The sequence below is a fragment of the Brevibacillus fortis genome, from assembly GCF_046196545.1.
In the GTDB taxonomy this organism is placed as follows: domain Bacteria; phylum Bacillota; class Bacilli; order Brevibacillales; family Brevibacillaceae; genus Brevibacillus; species Brevibacillus fortis_A.
This window is the reverse complement of sequence record NZ_CP176370.1, coordinates 1,289,283-1,307,281: the sequence shown is the minus strand read 5'-3', so window position 1 is coordinate 1,307,281 and position 17,999 is coordinate 1,289,283. Positions and strand designations below refer to the sequence as shown.

20 protein-coding genes and 2 pseudogenes are annotated in these 17,999 nt (G+C 44.7%); 5 read left to right on the top strand and 17 right to left on the bottom strand.

Going from position 1 to position 17,999, the window contains the following annotated elements:
* Positions 1-30 precede the first annotated feature (30 nt).
* The 7 genes from ACKKE8_RS07070 to ACKKE8_RS07040 form a co-directional block, all read right to left on the bottom strand.
* Positions 31-1,065, bottom strand: a complete 1,035-nt coding sequence (locus ACKKE8_RS07070; RefSeq protein ID WP_409177538.1) for a Bug family tripartite tricarboxylate transporter substrate binding protein — start codon at positions 1,063-1,065, stop codon at positions 31-33.
* A 201-nt stretch (positions 1,066-1,266) separates the two neighbouring features.
* Positions 1,267-2,334 carry an AbrB family transcriptional regulator gene (locus ACKKE8_RS07065; protein WP_409177537.1) on the bottom strand — a complete coding sequence of 356 codons (1,068 nt, stop codon included), beginning with the start codon at positions 2,332-2,334 and terminating at the stop codon, positions 1,267-1,269.
* Between the two features lie 182 nt (positions 2,335-2,516).
* Positions 2,517-3,389: a LysR family transcriptional regulator gene (locus ACKKE8_RS07060; protein WP_409177536.1), complete on the bottom strand. Its 873-nt coding sequence runs from the start codon at positions 3,387-3,389 to the stop codon at positions 2,517-2,519.
* A 2-nt stretch (positions 3,390-3,391) separates the two neighbouring features.
* Positions 3,392-4,093 carry a TerC family protein gene (locus tag ACKKE8_RS07055; RefSeq protein WP_409177535.1) on the bottom strand — a complete coding sequence of 234 codons (702 nt, stop codon included), beginning with the start codon at positions 4,091-4,093 and terminating at the stop codon, positions 3,392-3,394.
* 102 nt (positions 4,094-4,195) lie between these two features.
* The gene (locus ACKKE8_RS07050; protein ID WP_409177534.1) at positions 4,196-4,492 is read right to left on the bottom strand and encodes a hypothetical protein; all 297 of its coding nucleotides are present in this window, start codon (positions 4,490-4,492) and stop codon (positions 4,196-4,198) included.
* 11 nt (positions 4,493-4,503) lie between these two features.
* Positions 4,504-4,959 carry a hypothetical protein gene (locus tag ACKKE8_RS07045; RefSeq protein WP_409177533.1) on the bottom strand — a complete coding sequence of 152 codons (456 nt, stop codon included), beginning with the start codon at positions 4,957-4,959 and terminating at the stop codon, positions 4,504-4,506.
* Between the two features lie 44 nt (positions 4,960-5,003).
* The gene (locus ACKKE8_RS07040; RefSeq protein ID WP_409177532.1) at positions 5,004-5,225 is read right to left on the bottom strand and encodes a hypothetical protein; all 222 of its coding nucleotides are present in this window, start codon (positions 5,223-5,225) and stop codon (positions 5,004-5,006) included.
* Positions 5,226-5,434: 209 nt separating this feature from the next.
* Here ACKKE8_RS07040 and ACKKE8_RS07035 point away from each other — a divergent pair, with 209 nt between their 5' ends.
* A complete protein-coding gene (locus ACKKE8_RS07035) occupies positions 5,435-5,704 on the top strand; it encodes a hypothetical protein (protein ID WP_409177531.1) in 270 nt (89 codons plus the stop codon).
* A 62-nt stretch (positions 5,705-5,766) separates the two neighbouring features.
* Here the strand turns inward: ACKKE8_RS07035 and ACKKE8_RS07030 are convergent, their stop codons facing one another.
* The 4 genes from ACKKE8_RS07030 to ACKKE8_RS07015 all read right to left on the bottom strand — a co-directional run bounded on the left by ACKKE8_RS07030 (position 5,767) and on the right by ACKKE8_RS07015 (position 10,142).
* Positions 5,767-6,108: a GRAM domain-containing protein gene (locus ACKKE8_RS07030; RefSeq protein ID WP_409177530.1), complete on the bottom strand. Its 342-nt coding sequence runs from the start codon at positions 6,106-6,108 to the stop codon at positions 5,767-5,769.
* 65 nt (positions 6,109-6,173) lie between these two features.
* On the bottom strand, positions 6,174-6,710 hold the full coding sequence (locus tag ACKKE8_RS07025; protein WP_409177529.1) for a GNAT family N-acetyltransferase: 537 nt from the start codon (positions 6,708-6,710) through the stop codon (positions 6,174-6,176).
* A 118-nt stretch (positions 6,711-6,828) separates the two neighbouring features.
* Positions 6,829-8,808, bottom strand: a complete 1,980-nt coding sequence (locus ACKKE8_RS07020) for a methyl-accepting chemotaxis protein (RefSeq protein WP_409177528.1) — start codon at positions 8,806-8,808, stop codon at positions 6,829-6,831.
* A 401-nt stretch (positions 8,809-9,209) separates the two neighbouring features.
* The gene (locus ACKKE8_RS07015; RefSeq protein ID WP_409177527.1) at positions 9,210-10,142 is read right to left on the bottom strand and encodes a 3-hydroxyacyl-CoA dehydrogenase family protein; all 933 of its coding nucleotides are present in this window, start codon (positions 10,140-10,142) and stop codon (positions 9,210-9,212) included.
* 199 nt (positions 10,143-10,341) lie between these two features.
* Between ACKKE8_RS07015 and ACKKE8_RS07010 the strand changes: the two genes are divergently transcribed.
* Together ACKKE8_RS07010 and ACKKE8_RS07005 are read left to right on the top strand one after the other, a co-directional pair.
* Positions 10,342-11,043: an SDR family oxidoreductase gene (locus tag ACKKE8_RS07010; RefSeq protein ID WP_409177526.1), complete on the top strand. Its 702-nt coding sequence runs from the start codon at positions 10,342-10,344 to the stop codon at positions 11,041-11,043.
* A gap of 28 nt (positions 11,044-11,071) precedes the next feature.
* A complete protein-coding gene (locus ACKKE8_RS07005; RefSeq protein ID WP_409177525.1) occupies positions 11,072-11,839 on the top strand; it encodes an SDR family NAD(P)-dependent oxidoreductase in 768 nt (255 codons plus the stop codon).
* A 64-nt stretch (positions 11,840-11,903) separates the two neighbouring features.
* On the opposite strand, the pseudogene ACKKE8_RS07000 reads toward ACKKE8_RS07005, so the two are convergent.
* Positions 11,904-13,157: pseudogene (locus ACKKE8_RS07000) on the bottom strand (SpoVR family protein); the annotation flags it as partial.
* 124 nt (positions 13,158-13,281) lie between these two features.
* On the opposite strand from ACKKE8_RS07000, the gene ACKKE8_RS06995 reads away from it, so the two are divergent.
* On the top strand, positions 13,282-14,604 hold the full coding sequence (locus ACKKE8_RS06995; protein ID WP_409177524.1) for a sensor histidine kinase: 1,323 nt from the start codon (positions 13,282-13,284) through the stop codon (positions 14,602-14,604).
* Between the two features lie 84 nt (positions 14,605-14,688).
* On the opposite strand, the pseudogene ACKKE8_RS06990 reads toward ACKKE8_RS06995, so the two are convergent.
* A pseudogene (locus ACKKE8_RS06990) lies at positions 14,689-14,859 on the bottom strand (SOS response-associated peptidase family protein); the annotation flags it as partial.
* A 24-nt stretch (positions 14,860-14,883) separates the two neighbouring features.
* On the bottom strand, positions 14,884-15,162 hold the full coding sequence (locus ACKKE8_RS06985) for a hypothetical protein (protein WP_409177523.1): 279 nt from the start codon (positions 15,160-15,162) through the stop codon (positions 14,884-14,886).
* An 89-nt stretch (positions 15,163-15,251) separates the two neighbouring features.
* On the opposite strand from ACKKE8_RS06985, the gene ACKKE8_RS06980 reads away from it, so the two are divergent.
* Positions 15,252-16,253 (top strand): hypothetical protein, encoded by a 1,002-nt coding sequence (locus ACKKE8_RS06980; protein ID WP_409177522.1) that lies wholly within the window; start codon positions 15,252-15,254, stop codon positions 16,251-16,253.
* Between the two features lie 86 nt (positions 16,254-16,339).
* Here the strand turns inward: ACKKE8_RS06980 and ACKKE8_RS06975 are convergent, their stop codons facing one another.
* The 3 genes from ACKKE8_RS06975 to ACKKE8_RS06965 all read right to left on the bottom strand — a co-directional run bounded on the left by ACKKE8_RS06975 (position 16,340) and on the right by ACKKE8_RS06965 (position 17,703).
* The gene (locus ACKKE8_RS06975) at positions 16,340-16,702 is read right to left on the bottom strand and encodes a YolD-like family protein (RefSeq protein WP_409177521.1); all 363 of its coding nucleotides are present in this window, start codon (positions 16,700-16,702) and stop codon (positions 16,340-16,342) included.
* Positions 16,703-16,704: 2 nt separating this feature from the next.
* Positions 16,705-16,932 carry a hypothetical protein gene (locus ACKKE8_RS06970; protein ID WP_409177520.1) on the bottom strand — a complete coding sequence of 76 codons (228 nt, stop codon included), beginning with the start codon at positions 16,930-16,932 and terminating at the stop codon, positions 16,705-16,707.
* A 132-nt stretch (positions 16,933-17,064) separates the two neighbouring features.
* Complete coding sequence (locus ACKKE8_RS06965) at positions 17,065-17,703, bottom strand: hypothetical protein (RefSeq protein WP_409177519.1); 639 nt, start codon at positions 17,701-17,703, stop codon at positions 17,065-17,067.
* Between the last annotated feature and the right edge of the window lie 296 nt (positions 17,704-17,999).

Here is a 17,999-nt window from a genome sequence, read left to right as displayed (position 1 = left end):
CACTCCTTCTCCTGCCCTCATCCAACCTTTTTATTTCGCCATTCCGAGCAAGCTCAGGATTTCCTTGAACATTTTTTCTTGCTCACCCAGGTAGCTCTTGAAGTCTGCACCTCTTTTGTAGCCATCGTCCCAGCCGTTTGCTTCCAGCTCTGCTTTCCACTCAGGAGTCTCTGTCATCGCTTTCAATTTTTGCTCCCAGTAAGCCACAGCATCTGGCGTCATGTTTTTTGGTCCAAATACACCGCGCCAGTTGATCAGCTCCGTGTCATAACCGGATTCTTTGTACGTCGGGATATCCTTGAACATACCTTTCAAACGCTCAGGGGATGAAACACCCAAGATTTTTACTTTGCCGGATTTCAAGTATTCACCTGAACCAGATACATCTGTAGCCAGTACGTCAGCATTGCCACCCAAGAGAGATGCGATCGCTTCTCCGCCGCCATCGTAAGAGATGTATTTCACTGCTTTCGGATCAATCCCCGCTTTTACAGCTGGCATCAAAAAGGTCAAGTGATCAAGCGAGCCAGGAGCAGAACCGCCTGCAACCGTTACTTTCGTTGGATCAGCTTTGATTGCATCCATTAACGATTTCAGATCCTTGTATGGAGAATCGGCTGCTACTACGATCGCGCCGTAATCTTTCGTCAATTGTGCCAACGGAGTCATATCATTGTAGGAATGCGGGCTGTTTCCTTCTTTTTTCACATTGTTGATAACAATTGGTGTAGAGGGAAGCAGGAGCTTATAGTTGTTTTTCTTGTCCTGTGTCACGAAATCAGCCAAGCCGACTGCCTGTCCGCCACCTGGCTTGTTTTCGACGGAGATCGTCTTGTCTACCAGCTTCGTTGCTGACATCACCTTTGCGAGGGAACGTGCTGTTTTATCCAAGCCCCCGCCTGCCCCCGATGGAGCGATAACCGAGATTGGTTTTTCCGGGTAGGTAGAAGCTCCTCCAGAGGATGCCGTCTGCCCACCGCCGCCTCCACAGGCTGCGAGGCTAAGTGCCATTGCCGTAGTGAGGAGTACTCCGGTCCACGTTGTCCATTTGTTTGATTTTTTCATCTTTATAACCCCCTCGATTGATAGCGTTTTCAAATAAGTTAAGGAGATCATAGCATCCGATGAAAACGCTTCCTAGTTTGTTTAGATAATTTGGATAAACACCATATTTATGATTATTTTCATTCTTTTCACGCCAAAAAGACCTGCCGTTCCAATCACGGAACGTACAGGCCTTGCTATTGATTCGACTGTAAAACTGCGTCAGGCGCTGGTCTCCTTTGGCTGTTTGATCCTGCTGTAGCGGTTCGTCCATGCACGAGCACCAAAGGAAAACAGCGTAAGGACAAGGACCAAACGAAACAGATGAAACGCCGTCACTAAAAGTGGATCAGCTCCTGTCGCCAAGGCAGTCAAGCTCATCTCGGCGAGTCCACCTGGCACCGTAGCCAAAATGGCCGTCACGATATCAGTAGCAGTCACATAAGAAATGCCCATTGCAAGCACAATCACCATGACGAACAAGAACAGGGAATGCATGAGACCGAACAGAAAGAATCGGCGGTTTTTGGCGATGTCCTCTCGTTTGAAGCCAAGACCGATGCTGACCCCGATGAATATTTGCGCCCCTTGGACCAGGATGCTTGGCAACGCAGGACTCTCTCCCACAAGCGATGTATTCATCGAAATCAAAGCGGTCACGAGCAAGGCACCTAACAAGAATGGGGCAGGTATATAACAACGTGACGCAATCAACGCTCCAATGACACCAGACACAAGAATCATGACTGTCTGCCCAATCCCCAGCATGTGTTCTGTAGTAGCCGTCTGTATGGCAGCATGGGTAGGTAGAAATGTCACAAGATAAGGGGTACAAAGCACGACGCTGATTGCACGGATCGAGTGGAAAATCGTGATGACTTGTTGATTTCCTCCCGCCGTTTGCCCCACCGACACCATTTCCGATAATCCGCCGGGAATATTGCTGAAGATCGCCGTTATTCCGTCTACTCGGCAGACCTTATAAAATATCCAAGCGTTCACTAAACTGATCAAGATGGTCAAAATCGTGGTGATGACCCTCAAACCGATGTGCCCTGTCATCGTCTCGACGATTTCAGATGTCATTCGCAGACCAAGGGTGATCCCGATCACTGTCAATCCTGCTTGACGAAACCAACGGGGAATCCAAAGATTTTTGACCCCAAGCATATTACAGATAACTGTGGTGACTAGTGCTCCGAGCAGCCAAGGAAGTGGGCTGTGGATGGTAGCAAACAGCCAACCTCCCAGTGATCCGAGCAACAATGTAAACAGAATGCGTAGCAGCATAAGCGTTCCCTCTCCTACTCTCCGACGTTGTATGAAGCTTCTAGGGTGGGGGTACACCTAGTGTAAAACAATTGTTCTCGCAGCAAAAATACAAAATGGTTATCGTTGGCGATTCCTTGAATGAATAACAAAAAACTGCTGCCTCCCATTCAGAGAGTTCCCAGCAGTTCCTTTTTCCTTGCTTAATCGATGAATGGTATCTCACCCTTCTCCATAAAGCGCACAAATGCCTTGACCATTTGCAAATCCATTGAGTCGGCATGATAAAACATCCAGGTACTTCGCTTGATCGGCTCCCCTTCTGCTGTGGTCAGCTCAATCATGTGCAGATCGTCTTTGCCATTCAGTACGCCTCGTGGAAGGATGGCGTACCCCAAACCATTTGCTACCATTTCACTGCATGTATCCGCCTTATCGACCTCCATGCCGATCAGCGGTGGTTGGGAAAATCGTTCAGTCCACCAGTCGTCCACTAAAGCCCGCAGCATCGGGTCCGTCTCATAGTCGATTCGCGGCAGGGTGGGCAGGTCGTCGATATGAATGGGTTCCGTGGAAACGACATAGACCGATTCCTCGAACAGCAAGTGCTTTTGGTCGGACCAGTTGTAGCTTCCCCGGACGAAGCCTACGTGCACGTCCTGATTATACACGGACTTGTAGACGTCTTTGCTCCATCCGGTCATTACCTTGTATTCGACGTTTGGATAGGCTTCCTTGAACCTTTTCAAGATCATCGGGAGCTTGTACCGTGCAAAATAGTTGGAAACCCCCAGCCGGAGCGTACCATTGATCTCGTCTCCCATGTTCAAGACATGCTCCTTGATATTGCGCAATCTGAGGAGCATTTCATCCGCGCATTTGGCTAAATACTCACCTTGAGGAGTGAAATGAACGCCTCTACTCCCCCGTTGCACGATCTGTACGCCAAATTCTTTTTCAATCTGCCGTAGCCGTTTTGTCAGCGCAGGCTGGGACAAATACAAGCTTTCGGCAGTTTTTGTAATGTTTTGTTCCTGGTACAAGGTTTGGAGAATGTACCAATCGCGATATTCCATAGCTATAGTGTCTCCGCATGATTATTTGTCACTTCTTTATTTAACACATTCTTCTCCTTCCTTTTCAAATAGTTTCCAATCACGATCACCAGAAGTGCCAATGCTACTGGCAAAATCATATGCAGCGAAGGCATTACCCCCTCCAGGAAGCTGCCAACTGCTTTGTCTCCTACAATCATTTCTCCTGCTGTATATCCGAGCAAAGCCGCCCCCAATAATACGATGATGGGAAAACGGTTCATCAGCTTCATCAGCAACTGACTTCCCCAAATGATGAGCGGAATGCTGATGGCAAGACCGATGATAACCAACACCAGGTTCCCGTTTGCTGCTCCCGCTACAGCAATGACATTGTCCAGACTCATAATCAGATCGGCAAAAATAATGGTTTTGAATGCCTCAACAAAACTCGATCCGCCACCAATGTGACTGTCCTCATCTTCACCTTTTAACAGCTTGACCGCAATCCAGATGAGCAAAAGCCCTCCGACGACTTGGACAAACGGGATTTTCAACAGCCAAATGGCAATGAAGGTAAGGATGATCCGCAGTCCGATTGCACCGAAGCTCCCCCAAAAAGTGGCTTTTTTCTGCAGCTCTGGACTCAGGTTGCGACAGGCAAGAGCAATAACGACTGCATTGTCTCCGCTCAAGACCAGGTTGATCATAATGATTTGTAGTAAGCTAAGTAAGTATTCTGTCATGATGTCTCCCTCCAATATTGCTGATATTGACAATAATAGACCTATCTTTTCGTTAGTGCAGTATTATTTCTATTATTTGCATATATTTTTTTGAAAGACAGGCTACTTCTTGTATCCATACACAGAATAATCCGCTCGCACTTTTCGAATCGCTAGCCAAACCGGCAATCCTCTCGCTACCCAGCGCAAGGCAGACATAATATTTTGTTCATTTTCAAACTGCTCGACAATGATGACAGTCTTTTCATTGATGTACGTCTGTAGCTTCTCCCAGCCCATTTCGGAATAGCGGTCATTTCCGTATGTTTTCAGAGCCAAAAAGTCTTCGCGTTTTGGGTCCTTCAGTTGGAGGAGATGTTGAATGGCTCTCGCGCATTCGGGATGAATGGTATTATTCATGATGTCATGCCTCACTTTGGTACGGAATGGCCTTTTTCCAGCACCTGATATTTTTTGCTGTCTTTCCTGACAATTTCAATTGCGATTTTGTTCTTATCCAGTACGCCATTTATCGTGTAGTATGTACTGCCCGGGATGTAGTAGGGAGTATCCCCCTCTTTGAACTCCTCCCATTCGCCTATTCTGCTGACTACCCCAAGCCTGCTATCTAGATTGGATTCAGTTAACTCCTCTTCAATCGGAACGTAATAATATCCATCATGAACGAGGTATTCAAAAGATCTGTCTTCCGATTTTTCGAGCCAACTCGCATCTTGCGAATCTAATGTTATATTCTCCATAGTGGTAAGAATAGAAGTTACTTGTTGCGCTTTGATCGAGTCTTCGATTTGCGAGATGCCCATGCCGGCACTGCCAATACCAAGAACACTCAAGATAAAAATGACAAACAACCATTTTCGATTCATCGATCGCTCACCACCAAGCACGAGATATACCCTCTTCCTCAATGTTAAACGATCGCAGCTAGCTTCGCACGCAAATAAAAAAGGCCATCATCACTTTGATAGGATAACGACCTTTTGTGCTTCTGTTGATTCAGTTTTTCTGCTCTGGTCTTCGTCGTCCGCTGTCTCATGTCAGAAAAAGCGAAAATGCTTCTGTTGAGCTCTGGGTTTCTTTTGCCTTCACGGGCCAGCTTTTCCCGTTGCTTTCGTGCTGCGCTTTTTGCCATTGTCTTTCACTCCTTTTTGAACGTATCGGAAAGTTTAAGTTCTTCACAGTGCGAAAGCGACCATGCTTTACGGTAAATACCGTCCTTGGTGTTATCATAGAACGCTTCCTGTGTGGTTGCAACGAAAATAGTAAAATCGCCTACAACTCTTGTCCATTCCTTTTGCTATCGCCTGAATAGGATAGATTGACAGGAGGTGTTGAGTCTCGATGAAAAAGAAAAGACTCACTGCGAGACGCGTGGAAAGCCAAGTGTATTCCAATCGGGTTCTGCGCTCTGAATTCGACCGCAACTGGCGTACGGTAATCTCCAGAAGTGGTTACGTTATTTATATTGCAACAGCGAATCGGGCAAAAATCACTGTACTGCTCTCAGATGGATCTAGGAAATTGCTTATCTTCAAACAAGGTGGAAGAGTATTGGTTGGCGGTGGGGGTACCAGTCATTATAGCAAACCGCACATTGCAAAGGACTTGTAAGATGTGGGAATCGCCCTGCTCAGTATTGCTTGTGGCAGGGCAATTTTCATTGAACGGATAGCTTACCTCGTCTTAATGATCACCGTCATTTTTTGTTTCACTTTTGTATCCTGAATCATTCCAATGATCTCCGCTCGTTTCCATACAACAAATTTATGCTCTTGCCCGTTATGCATCTTGATTTTCATTCCGTTTGGGATCACGAACAGCGTATTTCGCTTTTCAACTGCCGCAATATCTTTCAAGTTTAATTCGAGAGGTTGTGTTTGAATATTGAGACTGTGTGGTTGAAAATAGAGTCTTTCACTCGAAATCGTTAACTTCCCACCTACTCCTTCCATTCCTCTGAATAGGTTTGCCGCTATATTCTCTTTGACAATCGACTCGTTTGACCTGAGTTCCATTGCATCTTTCCCCCTCTTACATACGAATTATGTTTTTTGGTTCGAATTGATAGGAACGCTCACCCTTATTCCAAAAAAGCGCTGGAGTATTCAACAACTCCCGAGACATTGGCCAAAGCATTTTCTTGCAGCTCCAATGCCATAAATACCTCATCCGGTACTTCAAAAGGTGCTTTTATTCCCCATCGGGAAGCTTTTTGGAAGCCAAACTTCGGGTAGTATTCGGGATGCCCGAGGACAACAACAGATTGGTATCCCAGTTCTTTGGCTTTTTGGAGGGCTTCGAGAATTAACTTCTTTCCTATGCCTTTGCTTTGATAATCGGGCAAGACAGACACTGGGGCAAGTGCTAGTGACTCTATGGTCTGATTGTCATTGGAGATGTGTATTTTTGAAAAAAGAATATGTCCTACGATTTCTTGATTTTCTTCATCAATCGCAACTAGAGATAACGCGGGGATGAATGCATCAGATTTTCTGATGCGAGACACCAATTCATGTTCTTTTTTATCGCTGAACTCCGCATTCGCGAATGCACTTTTTACGACTTGCTCAGTAACGGAATAATCATCTACCTGTTCTTTTCTAATCCTCATGTTCATCGTTTTCATCTCCTAATTCCATATCGCTTGTATTGCCCATATGTTATCACATCTATACGGCAAAGCGCCCTGCTCATATGCCTGGAGACAGGGCGCTTCGTTTGTTTAAGGAAACAGGTTAATAAGTAAACTTGTTGATCAAAACTTTCAGCTCTTCCGCCAATGACGACAAGGATTGAGCGGAGGAGGAGATCTCTTGCATGGAGGCGAGCTGCTCCTCAGTAGAAGCTGCTACTTCCTCGGCCGTTTCGGCATTGCTTTTCGCGATGGTGACGAGCACATTGGCTGTCGCGGTTACTTCCTGAACAGCAGACAAAATTTGCTGTGCGATCAAGGAAACCTCTGCGATATGCGGATTGGTCAGTCTGGTGCTTTCCATGATGCCTTCAAACTTGTGAATCGTCTCCTCCGAAACGTTCAAGCCTTCTGCAACATCCAGTCTGACTTTTTCCATGTTGTCGACGGATTGTTTGGTTTCCCGCTGAATCTCCGTGATCAATTCAGAAATTTGCTTGGCCGACAATTGTGATTGCTCAGCCAACAGCCTCACCTCTGTAGCTACAACCGCAAAGCCTTTGCCATGCTCACCAGCCCGCGCCGCTTCAATCGCTGCATTCAATGCCAGCAAATTCGTCTGCTGGGCAATCCCGCTGATGACATCCGAGATTGTACCGATTTCTTTCGAACGATCATAGAGCGATTTGGTCATGCGATCCGACTGTTCTACCGATTCATGAATCGACTTCATTTGACTCACGACCTGAGCGACAAAGTTGCCACCTTCTTCTGCCTGAACTGTCGTTTGCTGAGCAGTATCCGACAACACATTGACACTCTCTACAATCCGTGTGACCCCTTCCGAAATGTCTTGCAATGAACGAACATTTTGGTCGATTCCGCTCGTTTGTTGTTCCGCGCTGCCAGCTACCTCCTGAACAGCAGTCGTTACATGCTCGGTTGCAATGCTCGTCTGCTGCGCACTCGCAGTCAATTGCTCCGAAGACGCTGCTACTTGCTCCGCTCTGGCCTCGACATCGGAAATGAGCGCGCGCAGGTTATCCTGCATCGTGTTAAAAGCATGGCCGAGCTCACCAATTTCATCGGTTGACCGCACTTCAATCGGGTCAGTCAAAATACCTTGGCTCACTCTGACCGCATGTACCTTCACTTCCTGGATGGACTGGAGAAGGGAACGCAGTACAGCTGCTACAAGGAGTCCTCCCAGCAGCAAGCAGATCGTAATCGTCCAAAACGTTTGGGCGAAAATCGGCTGTGCAGCATCCTCAACCTCTGACAGGTACATCGACCCGGCAATTTTCCAGCCTGTAGCTGGATTCGTCACATAGTAGATCTGTTTCGGGATGCTTTGCTCCTCATATTGGAATTGACCTGTTTCTCCTTGGTACATGTTGTCGTAAAAACTCTCTTGTGCCAGCGTTCCTGCCTGATTTTCCGGGTGGACGACATACTTCTTATTGCTGTCCACTACGATGACATCTCCATCGGAACCGATGCTGACTGAGTTTGCCAGTTGTTTGATCTGTTCAATTCCTACCGTGATGCAGATTACCCCTGCGCCATCCTCCGTCGTTCTCGCTACCGCTACTAAAACCTCACCTGATACCGCCGAAATATATGGCTCCGTAATGACGACAGTTCCCTTGTTCTCCATCGCTTTTTTGTACCAGTCTCTCGTCCGCGGATCAAACCCTGCCTGTACTTCTTGCTTGGGAGCACGGAAGTACTGTCCGTCAACCGTTCCCAGACTGATACTGGTCGCATCCAGATGCATACCCATATAGGAATCCAAATGATGCATGATTTCTTCTTGAACATCAGCTGATTTCACGCCAGGTGTGATATCTTTTGCCAAATAGTCAGCATCCTTCTTTTTGCCCTCAAACGTACTACTGACGATGGAATTGACCAAATCGACGTTTTCGTTGGCGCTGTCCATGATCTGTTTTTCAATTTCTTGCTTCGCTTGATTGTAAGCCAGGCTTCCAACGACAAGGGAAGGGACTAGCAGAATCAAAAGAAATGTGATGATGAGTTTGGTTCGATAGCTTCGAAACCAATTTCGCAAATTAACTTTCACTTCATTTCATCTACTTTCTAAGTTGTATTAGTAAACGTTTCATGTTGGTGAAGTCCTAATTTTTTATATCGGTAACGAAGGTAGGTTAATTAAGTAAAAAATATATAGAACTGTAATAGCTATAAAAAAGCGGCCCCCGAGGCCATAGAAAAACCGCCCTGCTTATGTATGATAGACAGGACGGTTGGTATTAGTTGACTATTTAGTAGCGAAATTTATAGATCATCGCATTCAGCTCTTCTGTAGAAGCGGCTACTTCCTCTGCGGTGTCTGCATTGCCTTTTGCAATCATCGCCAAGGGGAAACTTTTCCCTAACATATAACCCCAATCTAATATCGGCTCGGAATGAATGAGTATGTAGTGTAAATTTTACGAATAAAGTATCTATCTGTAAGTCACCTTAACCGCGCTTCATTTTCCCCAAGCGGATGAACTGTTCGTCACGTACACGAAGCTTTTCTGAGACAGACGTATCCTTATACGAGTAAATACCTGCTCCGGTCTTGGTTCCGAGATTGCCTTCTGCTACTCTTTCTTCTATGATGGCGGGTGCTTTTGTCGAGGCATCCAGCTCTGGCGCCAAGTTATCCATCACACGCTTCCACGTATCGAGTCCGCCAAAATCCGCCGTCTCAATAGGCCCGACAAAAGCCCAGCGATAACCAATTCCATCCTTCATCACCGTATCGATCTGGGCTGCATCTGCCACACCTTCTGCGAGCAAATGAAAAGCTTCTCTCATCAACGCTGTTTGCAGCCGATTAGCGATAAAGCCCGGTACATCCTTTTTCAGCAAAACCGGGGACTTCCCGATCTCTTCCATCAGCTGCATCGTCTTGTGAACCACTTCCTGCGCCGTACTCTCGTGCCTGACTACCTCGACCAACGGAACCAATTGGGCCGGATTGAAAAAATGTGTAATGATAAAGCGTTGTGGCGTGGTTGCTTTTTCGATCAGTCGCGCAATCGAAAACGTAGACGTATTAGAAGCAATAATCGCATCTGGCCTCGCGTATTGCTCCAGCTTTTCAAACATCTCCCACTTTAGCTCGATGACTTCTGGTACCGCTTCTGTGATGACTTCTGCATCAGATACTGCCGCTCGCAAATCCGTGGTCAGGACGATATGCTCGAGCGCTGCTGCTCTAGACTGGTCTGCAATCACTCCCTCTGCAACCAGAAGGGAAAGGCTGTGCTCGATGCTAGCTCTCGCTTTCATTAAAAACTCTTCCTGCAAATCGTAAAGAGAGACACGAAATCCAGCTAATGCGAATAGCTGCGCGATTCCATGTCCCATAACACCTGATCCAATAACAGCCGCATGCTTTTTCATAGAAAGAGCCTCCCAGGGTGAATTAGGTTTACTAACAAAGCTTCCACTATTAAATACCTAGTTCCTGCCAGCAAATCCCTACTACTTTTACCGAAATTCATTCCTTTGGCGCTTGCTGGTAAGGACATATTTTTGTACCATTAAAAAATGTTTAATAAACCCAGTTATTGGAATGAACGTTTCATATACGGAGGTACACATGAAACTACTGAATAAAGTCGTGGTCATCACAGGAGCCAGTCGAGGATTGGGTCTTGAAATGGCAAATGTTCTGGCAAAAGAAGGAGCGATTGTCTGGGCAACCTCTCGAACCGCGCCTCATCCTAACGAAATCGCACATGCTGAACCGGGAAGTGTGACGAATGTACAGCTAGACGTGACTGACGAGCAAAGCGTCCTTGCCCTATTTGCGCAAGTACAAAGGTTATACGGACGTCTAGATGTCCTCGTCAACAATGCAGGAGTCGGCGTGTTTAAGCCTGTTGAACAAACAAGCTTAGAAGAATGGGAGAATGTTTTCCGCACCAATGTAACCGGACTCTTTCTTTGCAGCCGTGAAGGTTACAAGGTAATGAAAGCTCACGGAGGCCGAATCATCAATATCTCTAGTGTCTCAGGATATATTCCCATTGCAGAAAACGGCGTTTATGGTGCTTCGAAATTTGCCGTCCAAGGCTTTTCCCAAATTTGCAATGAAGAATGGAAAAACGACAATGTAAGAGTCTCTACCATTTTTCCCGGCGCCGTTCATACAAACATGACGGAGGACCGGCATTTTTTTGATCCGAGTGCGATGCTCGTACCAAAAGATGTAGCAGATACCGTGTTAGATATCGCCTCCCGTCCCCTACACGTTCGAATTGATGAGGTCAAAATCCTCCCTCCTAAAGGCATTCTCTAAATGACAGATTAATAAGGAGAGTTTACAAATGCAGCAAGTAGCAATAATCACAGGAGCAGGCAATGGAATCGGGGCCGCAGCAGCAAAGCTTTTGGCTCAGCATGGGGTCCATGTCGCTGTTCTTGATGTACAAGAAGAAAAGGCAAAAATAGTCGCTCAAGAAATTAATCAGGCCGGCGGTCAAGCCTTGTCCTTTCGCTGTAATGTCGGCCAACGAGCGCAGGTTGAAGAAGCGATCCAGCTTGTGGAATCGCATTTCGGAGATATCACCATCTTGGTCAACAATGCAGGAGTTGGCGGTCCATTCCACCGGGTAGACGAAGTCTCCGATGAAGAATGGGATTGGATCATGAATACCAACTTGAAGAGTGTATTCCTATTTTGCAGAAACTTGTTGCCCAAGATGAAAGAAAGGAACTACGGGCGGATCGTAAACATCGCTTCCATTCAGGGCTTGCTAGGCTCTGCACATTCATCCACCTACGTCGCTTCCAAACACGGCATGATCGGCTATACGAAAACCATTGCTGCGGAATGGGGAGAGCACGGGATTACTTGCAATGCCATCTGTCCGGGATATGTGGATACCGCGATGGGCGTACGTCCGGAGGATATTTCGAATTATATGAATCGGGTCATCGCCAAAAGCCCGGTGAAACGCGTAGCTCAGCCGTTGGAAATCGCCCAGATGATTTATCATCTCGTCGGACCGCATAGCGGGTACATCAACGGAGCAAGCATCACCATGGACGGCGGGATTAGCAGTCACATCGGAATTACGGATCAGTTGTCCTAGTTCGGACACGGAGAAAAAGCCGCACACTCGGTCATCTTCCACCGGGCATGCGGCTTTTTTCCCCCTATAAAAAGCGGCGGTGCACTTTCTTGCCGTCGTACGTAAACAACACTTGTCGGTCCTCCACCATCGATTCCAGGTGAACGGATTTTCCCCACATGGTATAGATGTAAGGCAATGTTTTTTCTACGTATTTGACATCCAGCTCCAGCCCCTCGAAATGATGCTTCAAGTACAGCTCGCCGGAGCGTAAGTAATCCCCATCATGCACGAGTACATAAGGGAATCCCCCGTTAACCCGTGTGCCCGCAAGACCATCGCGTACCTTCTCCCACTGTTTTTCCGCGACAACCCAATCGTTGCCCTGCTTGCCGAACATGTACAAATCCAGATCACTGACGAGGTCCTTGGTCAGGAAGTTGCGAATGAAGCTGATGTCCGATTCCAGCTCGCGCACCTCGAAAATTTTCGCGCGTCCCTCTCCTGGCTTGCGTCCGAAGCGCTCCTGCTCTTCCTTCGTCGGATTATCCCAGCGTTTTTCAATGTCCTCCAAAATTTTCAGACCCAAATGATACGGATTAATGCTCGTCGTCGAAGGCTGAATGACGGAAGAATGCAGCTTGGCAAACTCGATCGTCTCTGATTCTGTCAGCTCCATTTCCCTCAGGATGCGCATATGCCAGTAGGTGGCCCAGCCTTCGTTCATAATCTTTGTCTCCATCTGCGGCCAGAAATACAGCATCTCATCCCGGATGATCGTCAGCACATCCCGCTGCCAATCGTCTAGGATATTGCTGTATTCCATAATGAACAGCAACAGGTCTTTTTCCGGCTCCGGCGGGAATTTGCGTGGTGCTTTTACCGACTCGGCATCTTCTTTTGCTTTGTGGTCCAATCCCCAGAGATCGTCATAAGGGGAATGTCTTTCGTTTTTGGCTTTTTTGCTCTGCTCCTCTGGCTCTCGTTTCCAACGCAGCTTTGGACGCAGCAAGCTCGGATCGATGTGCTCCTGAATCGCCAAGCTCGCATCGAGCAAATTCTCGACAGCATCCTTGCCGTACTCGATCTCATACTGACGAATCCGCTCTCCGCTGGCCGCCATGCTTTCGACCATATCCCGATTGGTGTTGGAGAAGCGCGCATTGTTTTTGAAAAAGTCGCAGTGAGCAAGGACGTGAGCCACAATGAGCTTGTTTTGGATCAAGGAATTGCCGTCCAAAAGAAACGCGTAACAAGGATTGGAGTTGATGACGAGCTCGTAGATTTTGCTCAGATTCAGGTCATATTGCAGCTTCATGCGGTAGAAGGACTTAGCGAATCATCAATCATATGAAAAATGCATAAACGTTCAAAAAATATCCTCTTTTGTAAACAGGACTAAAAGCGGTTAATTAATATTAGGTAATGTGGCGCTTTTTATGTTTTGGCAGAGGAGAAATCGAATGGATCGTTTATTGCTGGTATTTCTTTTCAATTTACCCGAAGCAGCGGTTTTAATATTCAATGGGCTGTCATTTTTCCATTCGCCGATACTTCGGCATTGGAAGCAGCTTCTGATTGCATCAGTTGCATTAGCTTTTTGGGTCTTTGTTTTAGACTCATTCGGTGCAGATTACTACCTAAAGATCTCCCTTGTCATTCTATTTCAGATGTTATTGTTTTGCATTGTTTTTGGATACAGCATTAAAACAGCGATACTTATGGGAATAACATCATCTAGCTTGATGGTCATTTTTGAACTTATTATCTCCAGCGTATATGCACGAATCGGCATTGATATGCGGCAATTCAGTTCATTTTCTCCCACACGTATTTTGTTTAGCTGGATATACCTTGTCAGCTTATTGTCGGTTGGTTTTTTTGTCAGGAAAATTAAGTGGAATCTCGGGGATTTATTGCACACAAGAGGACGTCACTATGATCAATATTTAGGTCTAATCATTGTTTTTGTCTTTTTAACTCTAGGATTGCTTTTGCTGCTAAACGCATCATCTATTGTTACTAGCATTCCCTCGTATGAGATTGCTAGAGAGACCGAAGACTTACCCGTTTATCAGTTTCTTGCGCTCGTTTTTTCCGGGTGTACAACATTTTTCGTTTGGAAGTATATTAAAGCGAAAATTGCACATGTAGAGAAAGAAACGGAAGCACCGTACCTCGATTATTTGAATGATCTTGCCCTCAATACGTCAAAGATTAGACACGATGCCCACAACCAATACACTGCGATCAAGAACCTAATTTCACTTGGAACAAAAGAGGAAGCTCTACAATACATTAACAGCCTTATCGATCAAGCGGAAGAAATAGCACAGGGTTTCCAAGATGTTCATAGTAAGCCTTTGGCAGCCCTACTAATGGGAAAGAAGTCTGAATGTACATCCAAATCTATCGAATTCGAGTTCCAGCTCTCATCAAATGTAAGCCAGCTCCCTGGTTGGAAAGATATCGATATGGTAACTGTGTTCAGTAATCTGTTAGATAACGCGATTCGCGCAACAATAGAGGCCGAGCATCCAAAAATAATCATTAATTGGGGCATAGAAGGAAATGACGAAGTTGTTTCCATTGAAAACACCGGGCCTACTATTCAGGCAGAGGACTTCCAACACCTTTTTGAACTTGGCTTTACAAGATACGGGGGGCAAGGTGTAGGTCTTCCTGTAGTCCATGCAACGGTTAAAAAAAACTACGGTACAATCAAAGTATATTCTCAAGAGGGTATCACTCGCTTTACTGTTACAGTACCAATAATCAAGAAATAAAAAAAACCCGTCTCCTTCAAACAGAGACGGGTTGACTATTTCTTTAATACATTCCGGCATGTCGTTTTTGGGACTGCCAACCATTGCTGGTACAGGATAGGCTTTCATCCGTTCGTGATCAAATGGTACTAGCAACGATTGTAACAAGTCGGCATCGAACTTTTCGCGATCAAGCCACGTCGATTCGTCCTGTTCTTTCAGTGTAATCGGTATCCAGTCATGAAAATCTGCGACAACATCATGGCTTAGATGCATGGTTAAGTTAAGTTTATTTTATTTTTATTCGGCCGGTTCAATTGAAACAAGTTTTGGTGATGTTATCTTGCTATACTCATATTCAACAAAATACTCTTCATTAACTTCAATTAATTTCGTAATACCATTTGGAATTTTGATAGTTGTTTTTTCTTTGTTTAGATTTTCAACTACAATATATTCATTACTAACTTCTGATACTCTTACTAATGCTGCTGTCTTAGATTTGAATGCACTACTTTCTAGGAAAATAAACAAAATCACAGCAAAAGATATACCAGAAATAACAAATATTTTTTTCATTTCCAAAATCACTCCCAAAACACAATATATTGACAGAATACTACAATAATTATATATTGTATATTACCATAAAAGAGGAGGAAAGTATAATGTTTCCATTCTTTTCAAAAAAAAGCTTTATCGCTCTCATTGCCACCGTTACACTGACAAGTCCACTACAGTTAAATGTTAGTGCAAACAGTAAAGATGGTGAAGAAAAGATTAGCTCTAAAGAAGTTCAGATCGGCGATCTAGATGTAACCGTTTATGAAGATGGTCGGGTTAAAGGACTCGGAAAGTCGAAGAAATTGTCAAATAAAAATCGGAAACAGGTACTTAAACTAATGCGCTTTACTGAAGAAGAGATTGATAGTCTTCCCGAGGAACTTCAAAATGAGTTGGTGTCTGAAGGTGGAGTTAAAGTAGATTCGAAAGTTGAGGATTTTGTCCATATCTATACTGACTTAGACGGAAACGACCATGAAGTCACTGAAGAAAACAAGAAGGAAATCGAAAAAATAAAAAAGAGAGATTATAAAAAAATACAAGAAATGTCCGCTAAGGGAAAAGTAATTGCAGCAGGTACTGACCTTGGATCGGAAACAGATGGAGATTTTACAGGAACCGGTCATATTATCTATAGGGGTATCGAAGGTAATGAATATGGTTACATGTATTACACAAAATTTGAATGGAGTGATCGGCCCGCTCTTTACTTTACTGACACTTTAGGACACACGTGGCAAAACCATACTACATCTATTGGATCCGCAAGTGATTATGATGTGCGTTACTTCAACGGTAACGGTGATCCACTCGGTACTATTGACTTTGAACCTGAACTAGATAACTCTGACGTGTTAGGTACGAAAGGAGAATTTGATATTGACTATCATGCGGGAGTTCATTACGGTTATATTCGAGATAGGGTACGAATACCTAGAACAGAAAAAGGCAATACCGGGCAATTTGCCTCTGCCTATGCTCATTCATGGTCCAATGCAAATATGGAACTAGCATTTAGATATATATCAATTGACATAAGTGGTCTCGGTGATAAATGGAGCTGGAAAAACTCCTTTGAAATTGGAACTGAAAAGGAAGTTAATTAATATATATAAGAAGGGGCAGTCTAAAAGTCGATTTTTCGACTTTTAGATGCGCCTTTTGAATTACAAAACCCTGTATAAATCAATGTTCAGCCCCATTTTACGTTCCTCTTAAGCTCGGACACCGATTTTTGCATCCATACTAATCCAGCGAACATCCTCGCGTTAACCAGTTTAATCCGCCGCCCCTGTTGGTCAATCCACTTTACGACGCCCCACATTGTACATGTGGTTCCCAGGTTGCCTTTTACGGGTTTCCACCAAGAAACTGTGACAGGATAATCTTCTCGAGCTGCATCTCTCAAGACGTACTGGAGCGATTCCATCTCATCTTGCTCAAGGATCGGCATGGATACGAGTTTGTCGTCTTCCTTCATTTGCAGATAGAGCTCGCGCTGTTCCGGTAATACAAACCGTGATGATCCGAATAAATTATCGATTTTCTTCGCCATTATTACCGTCCCTTTCGCTCCCACGATGTAATTACTTCCATCTTGTCAGGTTCCTCCCGCCGCCACTCGATGTATTCTTCGCGTGTCAACGTTTCAAGCACCGTCATTACACCTTCGCGATCACGCCCGGTCTTTACGCATATTACGTCAATGCTCGGAGGCTTCGGTTTCATTGCCGAATAGTTTCCGATAATCCGCAGCACCTTACGCTCAATATCAGATAAGGCCAAAGTAACCACTCCCATTTAAACAGGAACATTTGTTTGTATTATATGCGAACAGAATGCGAACATGCAAATAAAAAAAGGCCCCTTCTCCAATTGAAGGGGCCTTTTTGTTAGTCTGAAATTAATGTAAAAAAATCAATCTGGAACGCAAAAGCCAGCAGGAATCGGGGTTACTATGTAGTAAAGAGTATATCCATTACCTTCCCAATTGCACATATCGTTTGCACCGTATAACGCGATAAGCACTATAGCTACAGCAGGCGGAAGCTTAAATTGAGCAGCTAGTCCTGCCGCTCCGATACCTGCAGATAACGCTTTTCCTATCTTTACAGCTTTACTTGCACTTATGTGGTATTCGAGATAAGCCACCATAGGTTGTATGTTTTTTGTTGAATTCTTTGAACTGCAAGCTGAATTCGAATTTGTATTTATAACATTTGCTTTTGTATCTAATATATTCTTGCCTACGACCATGTTCCCTTTTTTAATTTCTCTATTTGCGAAGCTAACAATCTTTTCAAATTCTTCAAATGCTTCTTGACTGACTCCCGCTTCTTCGTAGTTGCTGTACCCATTTACAACTATACCATTCTTAACAAAGGTCTTTTCTTCCAAATCAGATTTTGCAATTTCAAGAAGTATATCAAAGCTTCGATCATTAGATTGTTCTGCTGCATGAACATTAGGTACCGCTACCTGAGAGTATCCTGTAAATAGAAAAGCTGTAGTCAATGCAACTGATAGTAACGATTTAGTTATTTTATTTTTATTCACTTTTCCTGCCTCCACCTTTATTATCGATATAAATAATCCCAAAAGCCACCACAACTGTGAGGACTACTACAATCCTTCTGCTTATTCCCATGCTAACGTCAAGATCGAAAAAACTGAAAGCTGACAGCAATAGAAGTAAGACCAAAAGAATTTTTCTGATAATATCACTCACCTCAAATCATTGTTCTCTTAATCATAATAATGGGAATTACTTGCAAATGTTGTAAAAACATGTCGAATTAAAAAATAAAAATTTGTAAAATAATGAACGCTTAGTATGAATAAACAGGAGTCAG